Origin of the sequence: Pseudomonas sp. TMP9, from assembly GCF_037943105.1 — a bacterium.
In the GTDB taxonomy this organism is placed as follows: domain Bacteria; phylum Pseudomonadota; class Gammaproteobacteria; order Pseudomonadales; family Pseudomonadaceae; genus Aquipseudomonas.
The window spans coordinates 31,773-47,590 of the sequence record NZ_CP149803.1 but is presented as its reverse complement, the minus strand read 5'-3'; the positions used below and the strand labels follow the sequence as shown (position 1 = coordinate 47,590).

General features: G+C 59.0%; 13 protein-coding genes. 6 read left to right on the top strand and 7 right to left on the bottom strand.

All coding sequences use genetic code 11. The annotated features are described in order from the left end of the window. Positions 1 to 67 precede the first annotated feature (67 nt). Positions 68 to 2,353 (bottom strand): ABC transporter permease subunit, encoded by a 2,286-nt coding sequence (locus WF513_RS00220; RefSeq protein WP_339080736.1) that lies wholly within the window; start codon positions 2,351 to 2,353, stop codon positions 68 to 70. A gap of 181 nt (positions 2,354 to 2,534) precedes the next feature. Continuing rightward, positions 2,535 to 3,503: a phosphate ABC transporter substrate-binding protein PstS family protein gene (locus WF513_RS00215; protein WP_339080735.1), complete on the bottom strand. Its 969-nt coding sequence runs from the start codon at positions 3,501 to 3,503 to the stop codon at positions 2,535 to 2,537. 302 nt (positions 3,504 to 3,805) lie between these two features. Between WF513_RS00215 and WF513_RS00210 the strand changes: the two genes are divergently transcribed. Then, a complete protein-coding gene (locus WF513_RS00210) occupies positions 3,806 to 4,207 on the top strand; it encodes an acyl-CoA thioesterase (protein ID WP_339080734.1) in 402 nt (133 codons plus the stop codon). A gap of 74 nt (positions 4,208 to 4,281) precedes the next feature. On the opposite strand, the gene WF513_RS00205 is transcribed toward WF513_RS00210, so the two are convergent. Further along, a complete protein-coding gene (locus WF513_RS00205; protein WP_339080733.1) occupies positions 4,282 to 5,382 on the bottom strand; it encodes a TRAP transporter substrate-binding protein in 1,101 nt (366 codons plus the stop codon). Positions 5,383 to 5,577: 195 nt separating this feature from the next. On the opposite strand from WF513_RS00205, the gene WF513_RS00200 reads away from it, so the two are divergent. From WF513_RS00200 to WF513_RS00185, 4 genes are all read left to right on the top strand, one after another. Continuing rightward, complete coding sequence (locus WF513_RS00200) at positions 5,578 to 6,123, top strand: TRAP transporter small permease subunit (protein ID WP_339080732.1); 546 nt, start codon at positions 5,578 to 5,580, stop codon at positions 6,121 to 6,123. Beyond that, the gene (locus WF513_RS00195; protein ID WP_339080731.1) at positions 6,116 to 7,492 is read left to right on the top strand and encodes a TRAP transporter large permease subunit; all 1,377 of its coding nucleotides are present in this window, start codon (positions 6,116 to 6,118) and stop codon (positions 7,490 to 7,492) included. Before WF513_RS00200 ends, WF513_RS00195 begins: the two co-directional genes overlap by 8 nt. A gap of 101 nt (positions 7,493 to 7,593) precedes the next feature. Next, positions 7,594 to 8,499 (top strand): D-hexose-6-phosphate mutarotase, encoded by a 906-nt coding sequence (locus WF513_RS00190; protein ID WP_339080730.1) that lies wholly within the window; start codon positions 7,594 to 7,596, stop codon positions 8,497 to 8,499. Positions 8,500 to 8,939: 440 nt separating this feature from the next. After that, positions 8,940 to 10,253, top strand: coding sequence for an FAD-binding oxidoreductase (locus WF513_RS00185; RefSeq protein WP_339080729.1), 1,314 nt, complete (start codon positions 8,940 to 8,942; stop codon positions 10,251 to 10,253). Between the two features lie 29 nt (positions 10,254 to 10,282). On the opposite strand, the gene WF513_RS00180 is transcribed toward WF513_RS00185, so the two are convergent. Both WF513_RS00180 and WF513_RS00175 read right to left on the bottom strand, forming a co-directional pair. After that, a complete protein-coding gene (locus tag WF513_RS00180) occupies positions 10,283 to 12,271 on the bottom strand; it encodes an alkaline phosphatase D family protein (protein ID WP_339080728.1) in 1,989 nt (662 codons plus the stop codon). A 93-nt stretch (positions 12,272 to 12,364) separates the two neighbouring features. Next, the gene (locus WF513_RS00175) at positions 12,365 to 13,048 is read right to left on the bottom strand and encodes a Crp/Fnr family transcriptional regulator (protein ID WP_339080727.1); all 684 of its coding nucleotides are present in this window, start codon (positions 13,046 to 13,048) and stop codon (positions 12,365 to 12,367) included. Positions 13,049 to 13,152: 104 nt separating this feature from the next. Here WF513_RS00175 and WF513_RS00170 point away from each other — a divergent pair, with 104 nt between their 5' ends. Further along, on the top strand, positions 13,153 to 13,677 hold the full coding sequence (locus WF513_RS00170; protein ID WP_339080726.1) for an Mpo1-like protein: 525 nt from the start codon (positions 13,153 to 13,155) through the stop codon (positions 13,675 to 13,677). A gap of 101 nt (positions 13,678 to 13,778) precedes the next feature. Here WF513_RS00170 and WF513_RS00165 read toward each other — a convergent pair whose 3' ends face one another. Both WF513_RS00165 and modC read right to left on the bottom strand, forming a co-directional pair. After that, the gene (locus tag WF513_RS00165; protein WP_339080725.1) at positions 13,779 to 14,522 is read right to left on the bottom strand and encodes a hypothetical protein; all 744 of its coding nucleotides are present in this window, start codon (positions 14,520 to 14,522) and stop codon (positions 13,779 to 13,781) included. Positions 14,523 to 14,683: 161 nt separating this feature from the next. Further along, positions 14,684 to 15,775 (bottom strand): molybdenum ABC transporter ATP-binding protein, encoded by a 1,092-nt coding sequence (gene modC / locus WF513_RS00160; RefSeq protein WP_339083657.1) that lies wholly within the window; start codon positions 15,773 to 15,775, stop codon positions 14,684 to 14,686. Positions 15,776 to 15,818 lie beyond the last annotated feature (43 nt).

Below are 15,818 nucleotides of genomic sequence, written 5' to 3'. Positions count from 1 at the left end.
CGCCCTCCGGGCACCCTCGCTCAAATGGCGAGGGCCATCAGTTCAGCCTGCCTGCGCAGGCTATGTTTTACAGCGATGCGTATTTCACCCGCAGACGCTGGCGCACCAGTTCTGCCAAGGTGTTCATGACAAAGGTGAACGCCAACAGCACGAGCGCGGAGAGGAACAACACGCGGTAGTGCGTACCACCGACTTCCGATTCAGGCATTTCCACCGCCACGTTGGCAGCCAACGTGCGCAAGCCCTCGAAGATGTTCATGTCCATAATTGCGGTGTTGCCGGTGGCCATCAACACGATCATGGTTTCGCCGACCGCGCGGCCCATGCCAATCATTACCGCCGAGAAGATGCCCGGGCTGGCAGTCAGCAGTACCACCCGTATCAGGGTCTGCCACGGCGTGGCACCGAGGGCCAGGGAGCCAAAGGTCAGGCTCTTGGGCACGCTAAACACGGCATCTTCGGCAATCGAGTAAATGGTCGGAATCACCGCAAAGCCCATGGCCAGGCCAACCACCAGCGCATTGCGCTGATCGAAGTTGATGCCTAAGTCATTGCTCAGCCACAGGCGCATATTGCCGTCGAACAGCCAGCTTTCCAGATGCCCGCTCATGGCCAACGAGACATAGCCAACCGCTAGGACTATCGGGATCAACAGCACCGACTCCCAGCCATCCGGTACGCTCAAACGGACTGATTCGGGCAAACGACTCCACAAGTAGCCGGTGAGCATGATACCGATTGGGGTAAAAATCAGCAGGCTGAAGATACCCGGCAGGTGGTTTTCCAAATAGGGCGCGAGGAACAGGCCGGCGAAGAAACCGAGAATCACCGTCGGCAGCGCCTCCATCAGCTCAATCACCGGTTTGATCTTGCGACGCAGCACCGGGGCCATGAAATAGGCGGTATACAACGCCGCCGCGATGGCCAGAGGTGTTGCCACGAGCATGGCGTAAAAGGCCGCTTTCAGGGTACCAAAGGCCAGTGGCGCAAGACTCAGCTTGGGTTCGTTATCGGTGCTGGCAGAGGTCGACTGCCAGACGTAACCGGGCTCGTCATAGTTCTCATACCAAACCTTGCCCCACAGTGAACTCCAAGAAATTTCCGGGTGTGGGTTGTCGATTGTCAGGCGTTGCAACTGGCCTTCGCTCTCGACCAATACGCGGTTGGCACGCGGCGACAGGGCCAGCAAAGCCTGGCCCTCAGCAACCGGCTCGACCAGCAAGGTACGGTGCGCCGTGCTGTGGAAAATACCCAGGTTACCGTTGGCATCCAAGGCGAAGAAGCCCTTGCGACGCTCTTCTGGAATAATCTGGGTGATCGGGCTGTCAGCCAGCTGAAAACTGCGGATTGAGGTCAGCAAGGCCTTGCCATCGTCCTGGCGCACCATAAACCACTGGCCAATACCGCCCGCGCTGTCACCGATTAATAGTGAGATGCCGCCGAGCAGCGGGGTGGCATTGCTGACTTCAAGCGTGGCATCCGCCAGCAGCTTGTAGCGACCATTTAGGGTCTTGCTGCGCATGTCGAAGACATCCGCCGTGGCGCGGCCATTGATCACATACATCCACATATGGCGTGGGTCGATGATCAGGGCCTTGATCGGCTCAGCAATCTGCGGGAGGGCGAGGCGCTCTTCGCTGAGCGTGACCTCACCGGTCATCAGGTTCTCTTCGCGGCCCAGGCTTAATACGTGCAGCGCAGTGCCGGTTGAGCCGGCCAGCATCAAGGTACCGCTGTTCAGACTGAGGCTGAGGTGATCTAACTCGCCCCCTTGGGCGTCAAGCACAATCGGCGCTTCGCCGAATGGGTACTCAATTTTTGGCGTGACGGTTTGCACGTCATTGGGATAGCTAAGTTTATAAGCATGCTGAAATACCAGCACTTGGCCATTAGACAGACCCAGACCCACGCGGTTGCTGCCGGGTTGATCCTGAGCAATCGAGACGATGCGTGCATCGGCAGGTATCGGCAATTGCACAGACGTCAGCGGTTGCATCTTCTCAGCATCAAAAAACTGCACCTGACCACTCTGATCCAGGCGCATGCCCACCTGATTCTGCTCTTCCAGCGTCAGCAGCAAAGGGGGCGCGGCCTCGTTCAACCAAGCCACTGACACCGATTCGCGGCTGTCTATGCTCGCGCCCTGAAACATCGGCAGGACCACATAGGCCAGGTAAAAGAAAATCAGCGTAATAGCACCCAGCACGGCCATGCCGCCGATGGAAACGGCCCAGCGGGCAACGCGATCTTTCAGCGCACGAATGCGCCGCTTGCGCTGCAACGCCGGCGTGTTGAAGTCCAGCCCTAGAGGTTTTGATGTGGCGGTCATGGTTTCACTAGCCAAGTCATTCATAGATAAGAGCGTCTCTGCACAGCTATGAGCGCGCCGTAATGAGTTCTGTCGCTACCAGCTCAGCTACTCTATCCGCCCGATGTGACAGAAAAGTTACAGCGCGTTGACACAACGACGCCCGCCTGTCGTAAACGAAGGCGGGCGTGCGAGGTACGTGGCATCCGTGCCAGTCAGACGGACCCTACAGGCCCAGCTCCATCAGGGTTTTATCAACCACTTTTTTCGGCAGCGGGATGTAACCGTCTTTTACAACGACTTCCTGACCCTGCTTAGACAGCACCAACTTAAGGAACTCAGCGTCCAGCGGGCTCAGCGGCTTGTTCGGCGCCTTGTTAACGTACACGTAGAAGAAGCGTGCCAGCGGGAACTTGCCAGCCAGGGCATTTTCTTCGTTTGCATCAAAGGCTTCGCCGCCTTTCTTGGACAACGGCACAGTCTTAACGCTAGAGGTTCTGTAACCGATGCCAGAGTAACCAATGGCATTGATGGTGCTGGAGATCGACTGCACTACGGAAGCCGAACCCGGCTGCTCGTTTACGTTAGCCTTATAATCGCCTTTGCACAGCGCTTCTTCCTTGAAGTAACCGTAGGTGCCAGACACCGAGTTACGGCCGAACAGCTGGATAGGTTTAGCTGCCCACTCGCCTGTCAGGCCAACATCGCCCCAGGTCTGAATATCAGTGGCACCACCGCACAGGCGGGTGCTGGAGAAGATCGCGTCGATTTGAGCGATATCCAGGCTCTTAATCGGGTTGTCTTTGTGCACGAATACGGCCAGCGCATCGATTGCTACCGGCACTTTAGTTGGCTTGTAACCATACTTTTCTTCGAACGCCTGAATCTCGGCATCCTTCATTGCACGGCTCATCGGGCCCATACCAGCGGTGCCTTCTGTCAGTGCAGGTGGCGCGGTGGAGGAACCGGCAGCCTGGATCTGGATATTGACGTTGGGGTATTCCTTTTTGAACTCTTCAGCCCACAGGGTCATCAGGTTGGCCAGGGAATCAGAACCCACGCTGGTCAAGTTGCCTGATACGCCGGACGTCTTGGTATAGCTCGGCAGAGCCGGGTCGACACCCGCAACCGCCGTGGCAGTCGCCACGCCAGCGGCGACAAATGTCATGGCCGCCATCAAACGCTTAAGTTTCATGCCTTACTCCTGAAAAACCAGTGTTGGATTGAACGTGGCCAGTATCTGCAGGCCGTATGACGACTGTATGTAAGCAATGTGACAGTTAGATGAACGCGCCGATGTTTTACCCGCCGCGGTGACACCTCTTGATACCCACCCCGCTGCGCCATGGTCGCCGCGCGACTGCTGAGTCGCTATACTCGCGGCGCCTGCACTCCCGCAGGCTTGCAGGGCCTCTTGGTGATTGTTGCTGAGCCTGACTCACAGCCGCCACACCCCGCACCGCGCCAAAAATAATAACCGCGCCGCGAGCCTATCCGATGCACGATTTCGAACAGGAAGACCCCATCCCGCAAGGCGATCTGGCTTTGCAAATCACCGCACTGCCACGCGAAACCAATGGTTTTGGTGACATTTTCGGCGGCTGGCTGGTTTCACAAATGGACTTAGCCGGCACTGCCATGGCCAGCAAAGTGGCGGGCGGCCGTGTGGCCACCGTGGCCATTGATCGCATGGCCTTTCTGGTGCCTGTGGCCGTAGGTGCGCAACTGTCTTTCTATACGCAAACGGTAGAAGTGGGGCGCAGCTCGATCAAGATGCTGGTGGAGGTATGGAGCGACGATCCTCTGTCCAGCGAATGGCGCAAGGTCACTGAAGCGGTCTTTGTATTTGTCGCCATCGACGGCAGCGGCCGCACCCGATCAGTGCCCGCGCGTCGTTAACCGTCACTCAGCCAAATAAAAACGCCGGCTCAAGCGCCGGCGTTTTGCTGTGTGTGATGCCTGCGTTACGGTGATCAGCCGCGGATGTTGTAAATATCCTTCTCATTCATCTCGGCATAGTCATACAGGCGCTGCAGGTAAGCCTTCTGCTGCGCCCAGACCTTGCTCGCCACCGGATCAGCCGCCGCGCTGGCGTCAACCACTTCGGCCGCAACCGTCTTGAGCTTAGCGAGCACCTCATCCGGCAGACGGCGCACTTCCACGCCCTCGCCCTTAAGCTGCTCCATGGCCTCCATATTGCGCGCATTGTAGTCGTCGAGCATGTCGCCGTTCACATCCCGCGCGGCGGCGCGGACGATGGCTTGCAGGTCCGCTGGCAGGGTTTCCCAGGCCTTGATATTGACGTCCAGTTCGAAGGTCACATTCGGCTCTTGCCAGCCCGGGGTGTAGTAGTACTTGGCGGCTTTGTGCAGGCCCAGCGCTTGGTCGTTATAAGGACCGATCCACTCGGTGGCGTCGATGGCACCGGTTTGCAGCGCGGTGAAGATTTCACCCGCTGGCATGTTCACCACCGTGCCGCCCATCTTGGTCAGCACTTCACCGCCCAGGCCTGGAGTGCGCATCTTCAGGCCATTAAAGTCATCAACGCTGTTGATTTCTTTGTTGAACCAACCGGCGGTCTGCACGCCCGTTGCGCCACACGCCATTGGCAGGACACCGAAGGGCTTGTAGGTTTCTTCCCACAATTCCATGCCACCACCCTTGTGCAACCAGGCGTTCATTTCCTGAGCGTTAGGGCCAAACGGTAGGGCGCAGAAGAACTGTGCCGCCGGCACTTTGCCCTTCCAGTAGTAGGGCGCACCATGGCCCATTTCCGCAGTGCCACGGCTTACGGCATCGAACACTTCCAGCGCTGGCACCAGCTCACCGGCGGCATACACTTTGACCTTCAAGCGGCCATTGCTCATTTCATTGACCAGCGTGGCGAAACGCTCGGCACCGACACCGACGCCGGGGAAGTTCTTTGGCCAAGAGGTGACCATTTTCCAGTTAAAGGTTTGGCTGCTTGCGCCCTCTTGGGGCTGACCAGCAGGGGCGGCTTCTTGCTTGCAACCGGCTAAAGCCGTGGCTGCAAGGCCTACACCTGCGGCTGCGAGAATTTGACGACGTTTCATGCAAAGCTCCTTATTGTTGTATGGGCCTGACCACAGGATCACTGCGGGTCGACCGTGCTTGAGTAACATAGGGGCAAGTGGCTCTCAAGCCTAGCGGATACGACTAAAGTTGCAGTGCCATTGCTGCAATCGCTCAGGCCTGCCTAGAATCGTCGTTCCCTCTGCCTACAAAGCCTATAACGATAAGGACTTATGATGTCCGACAAACCGCCTCTGCTACTCGGCCTCGCTCAACGCATCAACTCATTCAATACCTACTTAGGTAAAACCTGCGCCTGGCTAACCCTATTTCTGGTGCTTGGCACCGCCATTGTGGTGGTCCTGCGTTACGGTTTCGGCATCGGCGCAACGGCCCTGCAAGAAGCCGTGCTCTACGCTCACGCGCTGGTCTTTATGGGCGCTGCCGCCTGGGTGTTGCAACGCAACGGGCATGTGCGTGTTGATATTTTTTACCAGACATTCAGTCCCCGGCGTAAAGCCCTAGTCGACAGCCTCGGCACTGTGTTTTTCCTGCTGCCGGTGTGTCTGTTTCTCGGCTGGGCCAGTTGGGATTACGTCGGTAACGCGTGGGCAACCTTGGAAGGCTCTAGCGAATCGGGCGGGCTTAAATTTGTTTACCTGCAGAAAAGCATCATCTTAGTGCTGGTCTTTAGCTTGGTCTTACAAGGCATCGCCGACTTGATCAAATTCGCCAACATCCTCAGCGGTCGTCTGCCAGCCGTGGAGGTGACCCATGGCTGAGTTGATGGCAATTCTGCTGTTTATCAGCATCTGCACGGCCCTGATGGCCGGTTACCCAGTGGCCTTCACGTTGGGCGGTGTGTCGCTGCTGTTTGCCGGTATTGGCATCCTCACCGGCACCTTCGACGGCGGCTACCTGAGCGCCCTGCCTAATCGCCTGTTCGGCATCATGAACAACCAGACCATGCTGGCGGTCCCGCTGTTCGTGTTTATGGGGGTCATGCTGGAGAAGTCCAGGGTCGCCGAGGACCTGCTGGAGTCCATGTCCCGCCTGTTCGGCACCTTGCGCGGCGGTTTGGCCATTTCGGTCTGCGTGGTCGGTGCGCTCCTCGCCGCCAGCACCGGTATTGTGGGTGCCACGGTGGTGACCATGGGCCTGCTGGCGCTGCCCACCATGCTTCGCCGCGGTTATGACCCGGCAATTGCTACCGGTACTCTGGCCGCCACCGGCACCTTGGGACAGATCATTCCGCCGTCTATCGTGCTGGTACTGCTGGGCGATGTGATGTCCAGCGCCTACTCCCAAGCGCAATTGAAAATGGGCATCTTCTCGCCGAAAACCGTTTCGGTGGGTGACCTGTTTGTTGGCGCATTGATCCCCGGTTTACTACTGGTGGGCCTGTATATCCTCTACATCATTGGCGTGGCGATCTTCCAGCCAAAGAAGTTGCCCGCGTTACCGCAAGAGGAGCTCGGACCGATTGAGTGGGGCAAGCTGATCAATGCGCTGGTGCCACCGTTGCTGTTGATCGGCGCAGTGCTGGGCTCGATCCTCGCCGGCTATGCCACACCCACCGAAGCTGCGGCGCTCGGCGCGCTCGGCGCGATGCTGCTGGCCTTCTACAAGGGCCAGCTGAATTTCAGCCAACTGCGCCAAGTGGCCTCCGGCACCACTGAAATCAGCGCCATGGTTTTTATGATCCTGATTGGCGCGTCGCTGTTCTCGCTGGTGTTCCGCGGCTTCGGCGGCGAGGCGATGATCGAGGATGTGTTCGCCCAATTACCCGGCGGCGTGCTCGGCGCCTTCTTCCTGGTGATGGTGGTGATCTTCCTGCTCGGTTTTATCCTCGACTTTATTGAGATCACCTTCGTGGTGGTGCCGATTGTCGGCCCGGTATTGCTGGCCATGGGCATGGATCCGGTGTGGCTGGGGGTGATGATCGCGCTGAACCTGCAAACCTCTTTCCTCACCCCGCCATTCGGCTTCGCGCTGTTCTACCTGCGCGGCGTTACCCCGGCGTCGGTGCCCACCAGCACCATCTACAAGGGTGTACTGCCGTTTATCCTGATTCAGATCGTGCTGCTGGTGATTGCCTACCAGTACCCGGCACTGATCACGTGGCTACCGGAACAGGTTTACGGTAAGTAAGCCCTTGCCTCATGCACAGAGCGCCCGTCACTGACGGGCGTTTTGCTTTATAGCGGCCCGTTGCGCTCCAATAGTGGTTTAAATCCAAGGTAAACATGCCAATGGCCAAGTCCCATGTTGAACGCCTTGAGCGCGGTGAACTGACCTGCTGGCGCGTGCGTTATGGCGCCAGCGAGTTACTGATCAGCCAGCAAGGTGCACAGATTCTCAGCTATCAGGAGGATGGTCAGCCTCCTTTGATCTGGCTCAGCGAGCAAGCCGCCTATCGGCGTGGCCAGGGCGTGCGCGGCGGCGTGCCGGTGTGCTGGCCGTGGTTCGGCAACCTGCAACGCAACCCACAGGCTGTGCAAGCCATGCACCAGCAACCCGACACCGCGCCCGCCCACGGCCTGGTGCGCCACATCGACTGGCAATTACTGGGCATTGATAGCGGCGATGACGGCGTAGACCTTGAGTTCGCTTATAGCAGCGTCACCCAACCACTGGCTGACTGGCCGCATGCCGCCGAATTGCGCCTGCGCATCCGGCTAGATGGCCGCATGCACATCGCACTCACTGGCCATAACCTAAGCGAAACACCACTGGCGATCAGTCAGGCGCTGCACAGTTATTTTGCTGTAAGCGATATTCGCAACGTTGCAGTTGAAGGCCTGCACGGCTGCCGCTACATCGAGACCTTGGACGACTGGCAAACTCGCGAACAGGCGGGTGTGCTGCGATTCAATGGCGAAACCGACCGCATCTACCTCGACACGCCTACCGAACTGAGCATCCTCGACCGCACGTGGCAGCGACGCATTCACCTGCACAGCAGCGGCTCACAATCAGCCGTACTGTGGAACCCCTGGATCGACAAAGCCCAACGCCTTTCGCAATTCGCCGCTGACGCCTGGCAGGGCATGCTGTGTATCGAACACGCCAACGTAATGGACGACATCCGCGTGCTGGCGGCGGGTGAACAACATCAGCTGAGCGTGAGCCTGTGGGCTGAGCCGCTCAGCGCATAAGCGCTAGCGCGTTCACGCTGCAAGCGCTGTTACCGAACCCGCGCGGGTTCGGTAAACGTTGCTGGCTCATCTTCGCAGCGCCCCACACCCGCCAAACAGCCTTGGTTAATGTTTAGCCATACAGCAAGCAAGCATGTGAAAAATAAGATTTAACCCATCCTTTGGCCTGTGTGACCCTGCTGGTATGCCTTTCTCTATACCGCTTTTTTCTAGGCCCATGTGCAGCGCGCTGCTGCCAGAACGCTGCCAGCACGCCGCTGAGCAGCGCAACGCCACGCTGCCGAAAACCCTGGCCTTCTGGGCGCTCTGGCATTGCCGGCATGCACGCCCGCCGGACAGCATCTGTGCAACCCTCTGATTGCCTCGCAGCCAGTATCACTGGCTGCCGACGCTGAGCTTATTCGCTCAAGCACCCGCTCGTCGTACCCAGGAAGCTGCTTATGAATGCCGCGATCAAACCCATAACGCCCGCCGCTGAGCGTTGCCCGTCCTACTACAGCGCCACCCTCAATGAGGAAACCGACTACCCGACCTTGCAAGGCGAAGTCAGTGTCGATGTGGTGATTATCGGTGGCGGTTTTACCGGCGTAGCGTCTGCCGTTGAATTGGCCGAACGCGGCCTAAAAGTCGCCATTGTCGAGTCCAACAAGATTGGCTGGGGCGCCACCGGGCGCAACGGCGGCCAGGTCACCGGTAGCCTGTCCGGCGATGCGGCCATGACCAAGCAGATGCGCAACACCTTGGGCGAGGAGGTCGAAGACTTTATCTGGCACCTGCGCTGGCGCGGCCACGACATCATCAAGAACCGCGTGGAAAAGTACGGGATCAACTGCGACCTCAAGCACGGCCACCTGCATGCGGCGATGAAGCCCGTGCACATGCAGGAACTGGAAGCCTCTTATGCCGAAGCAGTGCGTCGGGGCATGGCCGATGATGTCACCCTACTCGACCGCGACGGTGTGCGCAGCCACCTGGCCAGCGACCTGTATAACGGCGCGCTGAAGAACACCCGCAACATGCACCTGCACCCGCTGAACTTGTGCATCGGCGAAGCCCGCGCCGCAGCCAGCCTCGGCGCGCTAATCTTCGAACATTCTGAGGTGCTGGAAATCGTTCACGGCGCTAAGCCTGCAGTGGTCACCGCCCAAGGCCGAATCAATGCCAAACAGGTGCTGTTGGCCGGTGATGTGTACCACAAGCTGGAGCCAAAAAAGCTCAAAGGCCTGATCTTCCCCGCCATGGGCGGTATTGTTACCACCGCGCCACTCGGCGAATTAGCAGACCAGATCAACCCGCACGACTTAGCCGTCTATGACTGCCGTTTCGTCCTCGATTATTACCGCCTGACTGCCGACAAACGCCTGTTGTTCGGCGGCGGCTGCAACTACTCCGGCCGCGACTCACGCGACATTGCCGCTGAACTGCGCCCGGGCATCGAACAGACCTTCCCACAGCTCAAGGGCGTCGCTATCGACTTCCAGTGGAGCTGCGCCATGGGCATCGTGATGAACCGCATCCCACAGCTGGGCAAGCTCTCGGACAACGTCTGGTACTGCCAGGGCTACTCCGGCCACGGCATCGCCACCACCCATATCATGGGCGAGATCATGGCTAACGCGCTGACCGGCACCATGGGCCACTACGACACCTTCGCCGCCTGCAAGCACATCAAAGTGCCGCTCGGTGATGTGTTCGGTAACCCGATGCTGGCCGCCGGCATGTGGTACTACCAGATGCTGGAAAAACTGCGCTAGGTCATGCGCACCCAAAAGACCGCGAAGGTTTAGCTTTTTCCTGCCGTGCTCAGCGCGGCTTGAGTGGCCGCGACCTCACCGCGCTCACAGACAAACTCTACCGGCGCTGAGCCATCGGCATTGAGCTGGTAAATCGCGCTCGGCTGGCCTTGTTCGTTGAAGAACACTTGGCCCAGGCCTGCACCATTCCACAGGCGTTCGCCGGCTTTGCTGCGTGAGGGGATGCGAGGCGTAACTTGCATACGCCGCCGAGTGGTCAGCCAGTTAAGCGGCGACCAGGGCGCATACAACCAGCGATTGAGGCGGTCAAACCAGTCGAGTAAGCGCCGTGGAAATTCGTTTTTCAAGCCGCTGCTGGTGATTTGCCAGAGCTGCGGGCCGCGCTTACGTTGGCGGATCAGCACTTGGTAAACAAAGGAATAATGCACATCGCCAGAGAGAATCACGTAGCTGCCCGGCGTGCGTGAATGGCGGAAGATATTCAGCATCACTTGGGCTGCCCCCCGGTGGGCCATCCAGTTTTCCGCATCGACCATCAGCGGATGGCCGGCCCAACTGAATATCTTCTGGATGGTTTCGATCAGCTTGACCCCAAACATCGGCGCGGGGGACACAACGATGGCTGACGGGTGATCAAGCAACTCCTGCTGAAATTCGCAGAGCGCCTCCCAATCCAGCAGCCCAGAGGGCCGCTTGGGGTTGCGATCACTGCGCCAGCGCCGAGTGCGGGTGTCCAACACCACCAACGCCGGGGTGGTCGGTAAGACAAACTGCCACTGATGAAAGCCCAGTAGTTCGTCGATCAGCGCATTCTGTTGCTGACAGTCCATGCGGTTTTTAGCGTCGCGCTCTTCGGTCATCGCGCGAATCGTTTGCAGCGGCTGGGTAAACACCTGCGGGTTGTTGCCCCAGCCTTGGCACAGCAGGTAGGCGATCAAGGCGTTGCCGATAATACGTTTTGAAAACGGATGGCCGTAAGCGGTTTGCTCCCACTGGGCGGAAAGGTTCCAGTCATCGGTGATGTCGTGGTCATCAAAAATCATCAGCGTAGGCAGGTGGGCGAGGGCGCGAGCCACCCCGCCCAAGCCACTGCGAAAACCCTCGACATGCTCGCGCTCAGCCTGATAACGCGCCGCTTTCTCTGCGCTCAACTCAGGCATTTCAGTGTTCAGCTGAGCCCACAGCACGGGCGACCACACCAACAAGTACATGGCCAGTACTTCCGCGCAGGTAACTAAGTGGTTGTCGGCGCTGCTGGTGGTGAACACCGGCTTTTCCACCCCGCCGAAAAAGCGTTCACGCAGGGTTTCGTTACTGTTGGTCGCGGGCAGTAACTCGGCGCGTTGGTAGTAGCTGGCCGGGTGCTGATACAGCGCTTCGCTGTCATCGACCACTGCCCCTTCGAGGTGCTCGCCGAATAAGCCAAGACGCGCAATCACTTGGTGAATGGCCCGTAACATCGGCCCGCTGACGTCATCGGCGTAAATTTGGTCGCCGCTCATCAAGAGCAACGCGGGACGTTGTTCAGCGCTGGGTGACTCCGCCAGCAAGCGATCCGCGCACAGCAAACCGTCGGCCGCAGGGTGATGCGGCTTACGACAGGAGCCGTGGAGGATGTGCTCAAGCTGGCTGCGCAGGACAAAGTTAGGCTGCGTTGCACCCTCGTACAGCAAGTGCGGTGCCCAATCAGCAATCGCCAAAGGCGCTTGATCGGTTTGCTCGATCAGCAGGTCGTAGTCGATCTGCACATCACAGAGCAGCGGTGTGTCCAGCGCCAGTTCAATCAGGTGAATAAACGCCTGTTCGCCCACCTGGATCACTTGGCAGCAGCCATCGGTTAGCGCGTAGCGCTGAGGCTGCAGCTCATACTTAGCCGGTGCGGTAAGTTGCAGGCTGAGCGTCAGCGGCTGGCTGCCGACCAACCAGAGCACCAACCGCTGCGGCTCAAGACGACGCAGCAGTGGGCCGGCCAGTACTAAAGGCAGGTCATCATGGCCAACAGTCGCGGCTATGGGCATCAGGGTATCGGGCTCGGATAGCAAAACGGGTCGTTAATAGAGCGGCATTTCGCGCCAGTGGTTCACTCGGCTCAGCAAGGGCTGCCGTGCAGGTTATTGCGCGGCCTGACGTAACCGCTGCAGATCGAGGATTTCAATCTCGCCGTAATTGAGCCGCAGCATACCTTGGCTCTCCAGATCCTTGAGAATCTGGTTGGTGGTTTGCCGAGAAATCGACAGCATCAACGCTAGCTGCTCTTGGGGCAGGTGGATAACCCGGCGCGGTTCGCCTTCGCCGTAGTTCTCAGCCATCAGCAACAAGCGTCGGGCCAAGCGCGGGGCAGCGGGGCGCAGGCTCATCTCTTCTAGAGCAATAAACGCCAGGCGCAGTTTGTGGCTCATCAATAGGGCGACATCACGCCAGTACTGCGGCTGTTGCTCAAGCAGCGCCAAAAGAACGGCTTGCGGCACCTGCAGCAGGGTACTGGCACCGTCGGCGAAAGCATCGTGGGTGCGCGGTTGGCCGTCGAACAGGGAAATCTCGCCAAACCAGTAGGGCGCCTCGATTAAGGTCAGCAGCGCCTCTTTGCCTGCCGTATTGACCGCACCAATGCGCATGCCACCTTCGACCACGGCATAAAGGCCGCAGGGTTTATCGCCGCGGCGAAACAGCGCCTGACCGGCACTCAATTGTTTAATCTGGGCAGCCGCCAGCAACGCCTCCTGCAACGCGGCGGGCAGGGCGTTGAACCAATGCCCCTGACGCAAACGCGCTTGATACGTACGAGCGCCGGTCATTGCTGGCGGCCAAAGCGGCGACTGCTAATTTGTCGGCTAGCTGACAGAACGGCGCCCGGGTTTGCGGTCATGCTGACCACCTGTCTTGCATAAGGAAAATAATAATGAAAACCCTGGTCGACCACTTGGCGCAATACGCGGCGTATCACCGTGATCAGCGCAATATTCTCAGCCACTTTATCGGCATTCCACTGATCGTTGTGGCAGTGGCGGTTTTGCTTTCACGCCCCGGCGTCGAGGTGCTCGGCCTGTGGCTGGCTCCGGCAACGCTGGTGAGCCTAGCGGCTGCCCTATTTTACCTGCGCCTAGACCTGCGCTTCGGCCTGCTGATGACCCTGCTATTGGGGCTCAGTTTATGGGCGGCAGCCTGCTTGGCGGTGCAATCGACGATGGTTTGGTTAGGCAGCGGCATTGGCCTGTTTGTGATCGGCTGGGCTATCCAGTTTGTCGGCCATTATTGGGAAGGACGTAAGCCGGCGTTTGTCGATGACGTCATGGGCTTGGTGATTGGCCCGCTGTTTGTCGCCGCTGAAGCCGCTTTTTTACTGGGCCTGCGCAAAGAGGTGGAGCAGGTGATCCTCGAGCGCGCCGGGCCGACCTGCATCCGTGAGAAACACGCCAACGCCTGATAGCGAGCCAGACGGATTGGTCCGCCGCCGGAATTACATCCGGGCGGCCAAACGCTGCCGCCCAAAGCTTAACCGCTACCGCCGGCGCGCAGCAGGGCTTGTCAGTACAGCGTCATCCACTGGTCCGTTAAGGCGCGGGTGTGGCGGTGCACGGTGATCGGCGCAAACGGGCGGCCTGAGGCACTTTGCAAGGCGCTGCTCTGGCTGTTGAGGTCAAGCAGCGCGGCCTTGAGGTAATCCCAACGGGTCTTTAGCTTGCCGATTTGCGGGTTGGCCTTGCCGTCGAGCGCGGCCAGCTGGGCATCCACCGAGGGCACAATTTTGCGCTCATCTTGGCCTAGGTAGGTATTGGGCTGCTCACGGGCCGTTTCAAAATTACCGAAGTAGGCGCGGCTGAGGTATTGCACTGAAAGGTATTCAAGCTTGGCGGCCACTTCGATGGCGGCAGGATCAGCCAGTGTGCGGCTCTGCTCCAACACACCGAGCAGGGCTTTGCTGAGGTCTTCAGGATAGCGCCAAGGCATGTCGTCTTCATTGGGGCCAAAACCGATGCCGCGACGGATCTGCACCACCAGCTCTTGATGGGCACTGCGCAGGGCATCGGTAGTTTGCGGCAAGCTCTGTACGGCCGCCGCGAAGGCTTGTAGATCTGCCTCCAAGGCCTCTTGGTGTTTCTTTTGGAAACCCTCACCCCGTAACAACATCAGGCTGCTGGTAACCCGGCTGGCTTGCACCTGCACCTGTTCCTGAGGCGTAACTGCTTGAACGGAGGTCAGTGGCAAAAGACTGGCCAGCAGACCGAGCAACGTGAGCAATAGCGGGCGTAGCAACGCTGTGGATCGCATGGGGTGGTGTGCTCCTTATTATTTTTCTGAGCATGGCTGAACGGCGTCAGCTTATCAATTGGCGCGGCAGAGGGTATTGCACAGCAATGCCAAAGAAAGCAGCCTAAAGAGTGATTTGCTCACATAAATGCGCGAACCCGTCGAAAACTGCCAGCAGCGCCTCAACCTGCGCTGAGTAATGACACCGATTTGACCTGCGCCCAGAGCGACTGGCCTTGCTGAATATGCAAACGGTCGAAGGAGTAGCGGGTAATACGCGCCATCAGCTGCTCATCGCCCACCTGCACGCGGACCAATACATAGGCTTTTTCGACCACCTCAATGCAATCGACCACCTGCGCCGGCAACAGGTTAAGCACGCTGCTGTCTTGGGCCTGCTGCATACTTAGGCTGACATCCCGCGCTTTGATTTTTACCCGCACCGCTTGGCCTAACGGCAGCGGCCCGTGGGGCAACTGCAGGCGCACAGCGCTGCCGGGTAATTGCACCGCGAGCAGTCCGTAGGCGTGGTCATGGCCGACAACGCGCGCGTCCACCACTGCCTCGGCAGCATCTTCAAAGATAAACGGCAGATCGGCGCGCAGCAGGGTTTCCTTCAGCGGACCGCTGGCGGTTACTCGACCGTCTTCAAGCAACACCAGGTGATCGGCCAAGCGCGCCACTTCATCGGGCGCATGGCTGACGTAAATAATTGGAATTTCCAGCTCGGTGTGCAGCCGCTCCAAGTACGGCAACACTTCCTGCTTACGCTTAAGGTCAAGCGAGGCCAGCGGCTCATCCAGCAACAACAACCGAGGGCTGGTGAGCAGGGCGCGGGCGATACCGACGCGCTGTTGCTCACCGCCGGACAGATTGCCCGGTAAGCGCTGCAGTAAATGACCAATACCGAGCAACTCAACCGCTTGCTCAAGGGCGATGCGTCGCTGCGCTGGGGCGATACGTTTGAGCCCGTAGTGCAAATTGCGTTGCACTGACAGGTGCGTAAACAGGTTGGCATCCTGAAACACATACCCCACAGCGCGCTGGTGCGCCGGGACAAATAGGCCTTGGGCGCTGTCTTGCCACAGTTCGCCATTGACCTGCAAATACCCTTCAACGGACTGATCCAGCCCAGCGAAACAACGCAAGCAACTGGTCTTGCCCGAGCCGGAATGGCCAAACAAGGCACTGACGCCGCGACCGGGCAGGTTCATCTCAACATCCAGCGTGAAGCCTGCATGTGCAACCTTAAAACGCGCCTGGATTGCCCCCAACCCGGCGACCTGTTGCAGCGGCGCGGGACGGCGCGACAGTGGC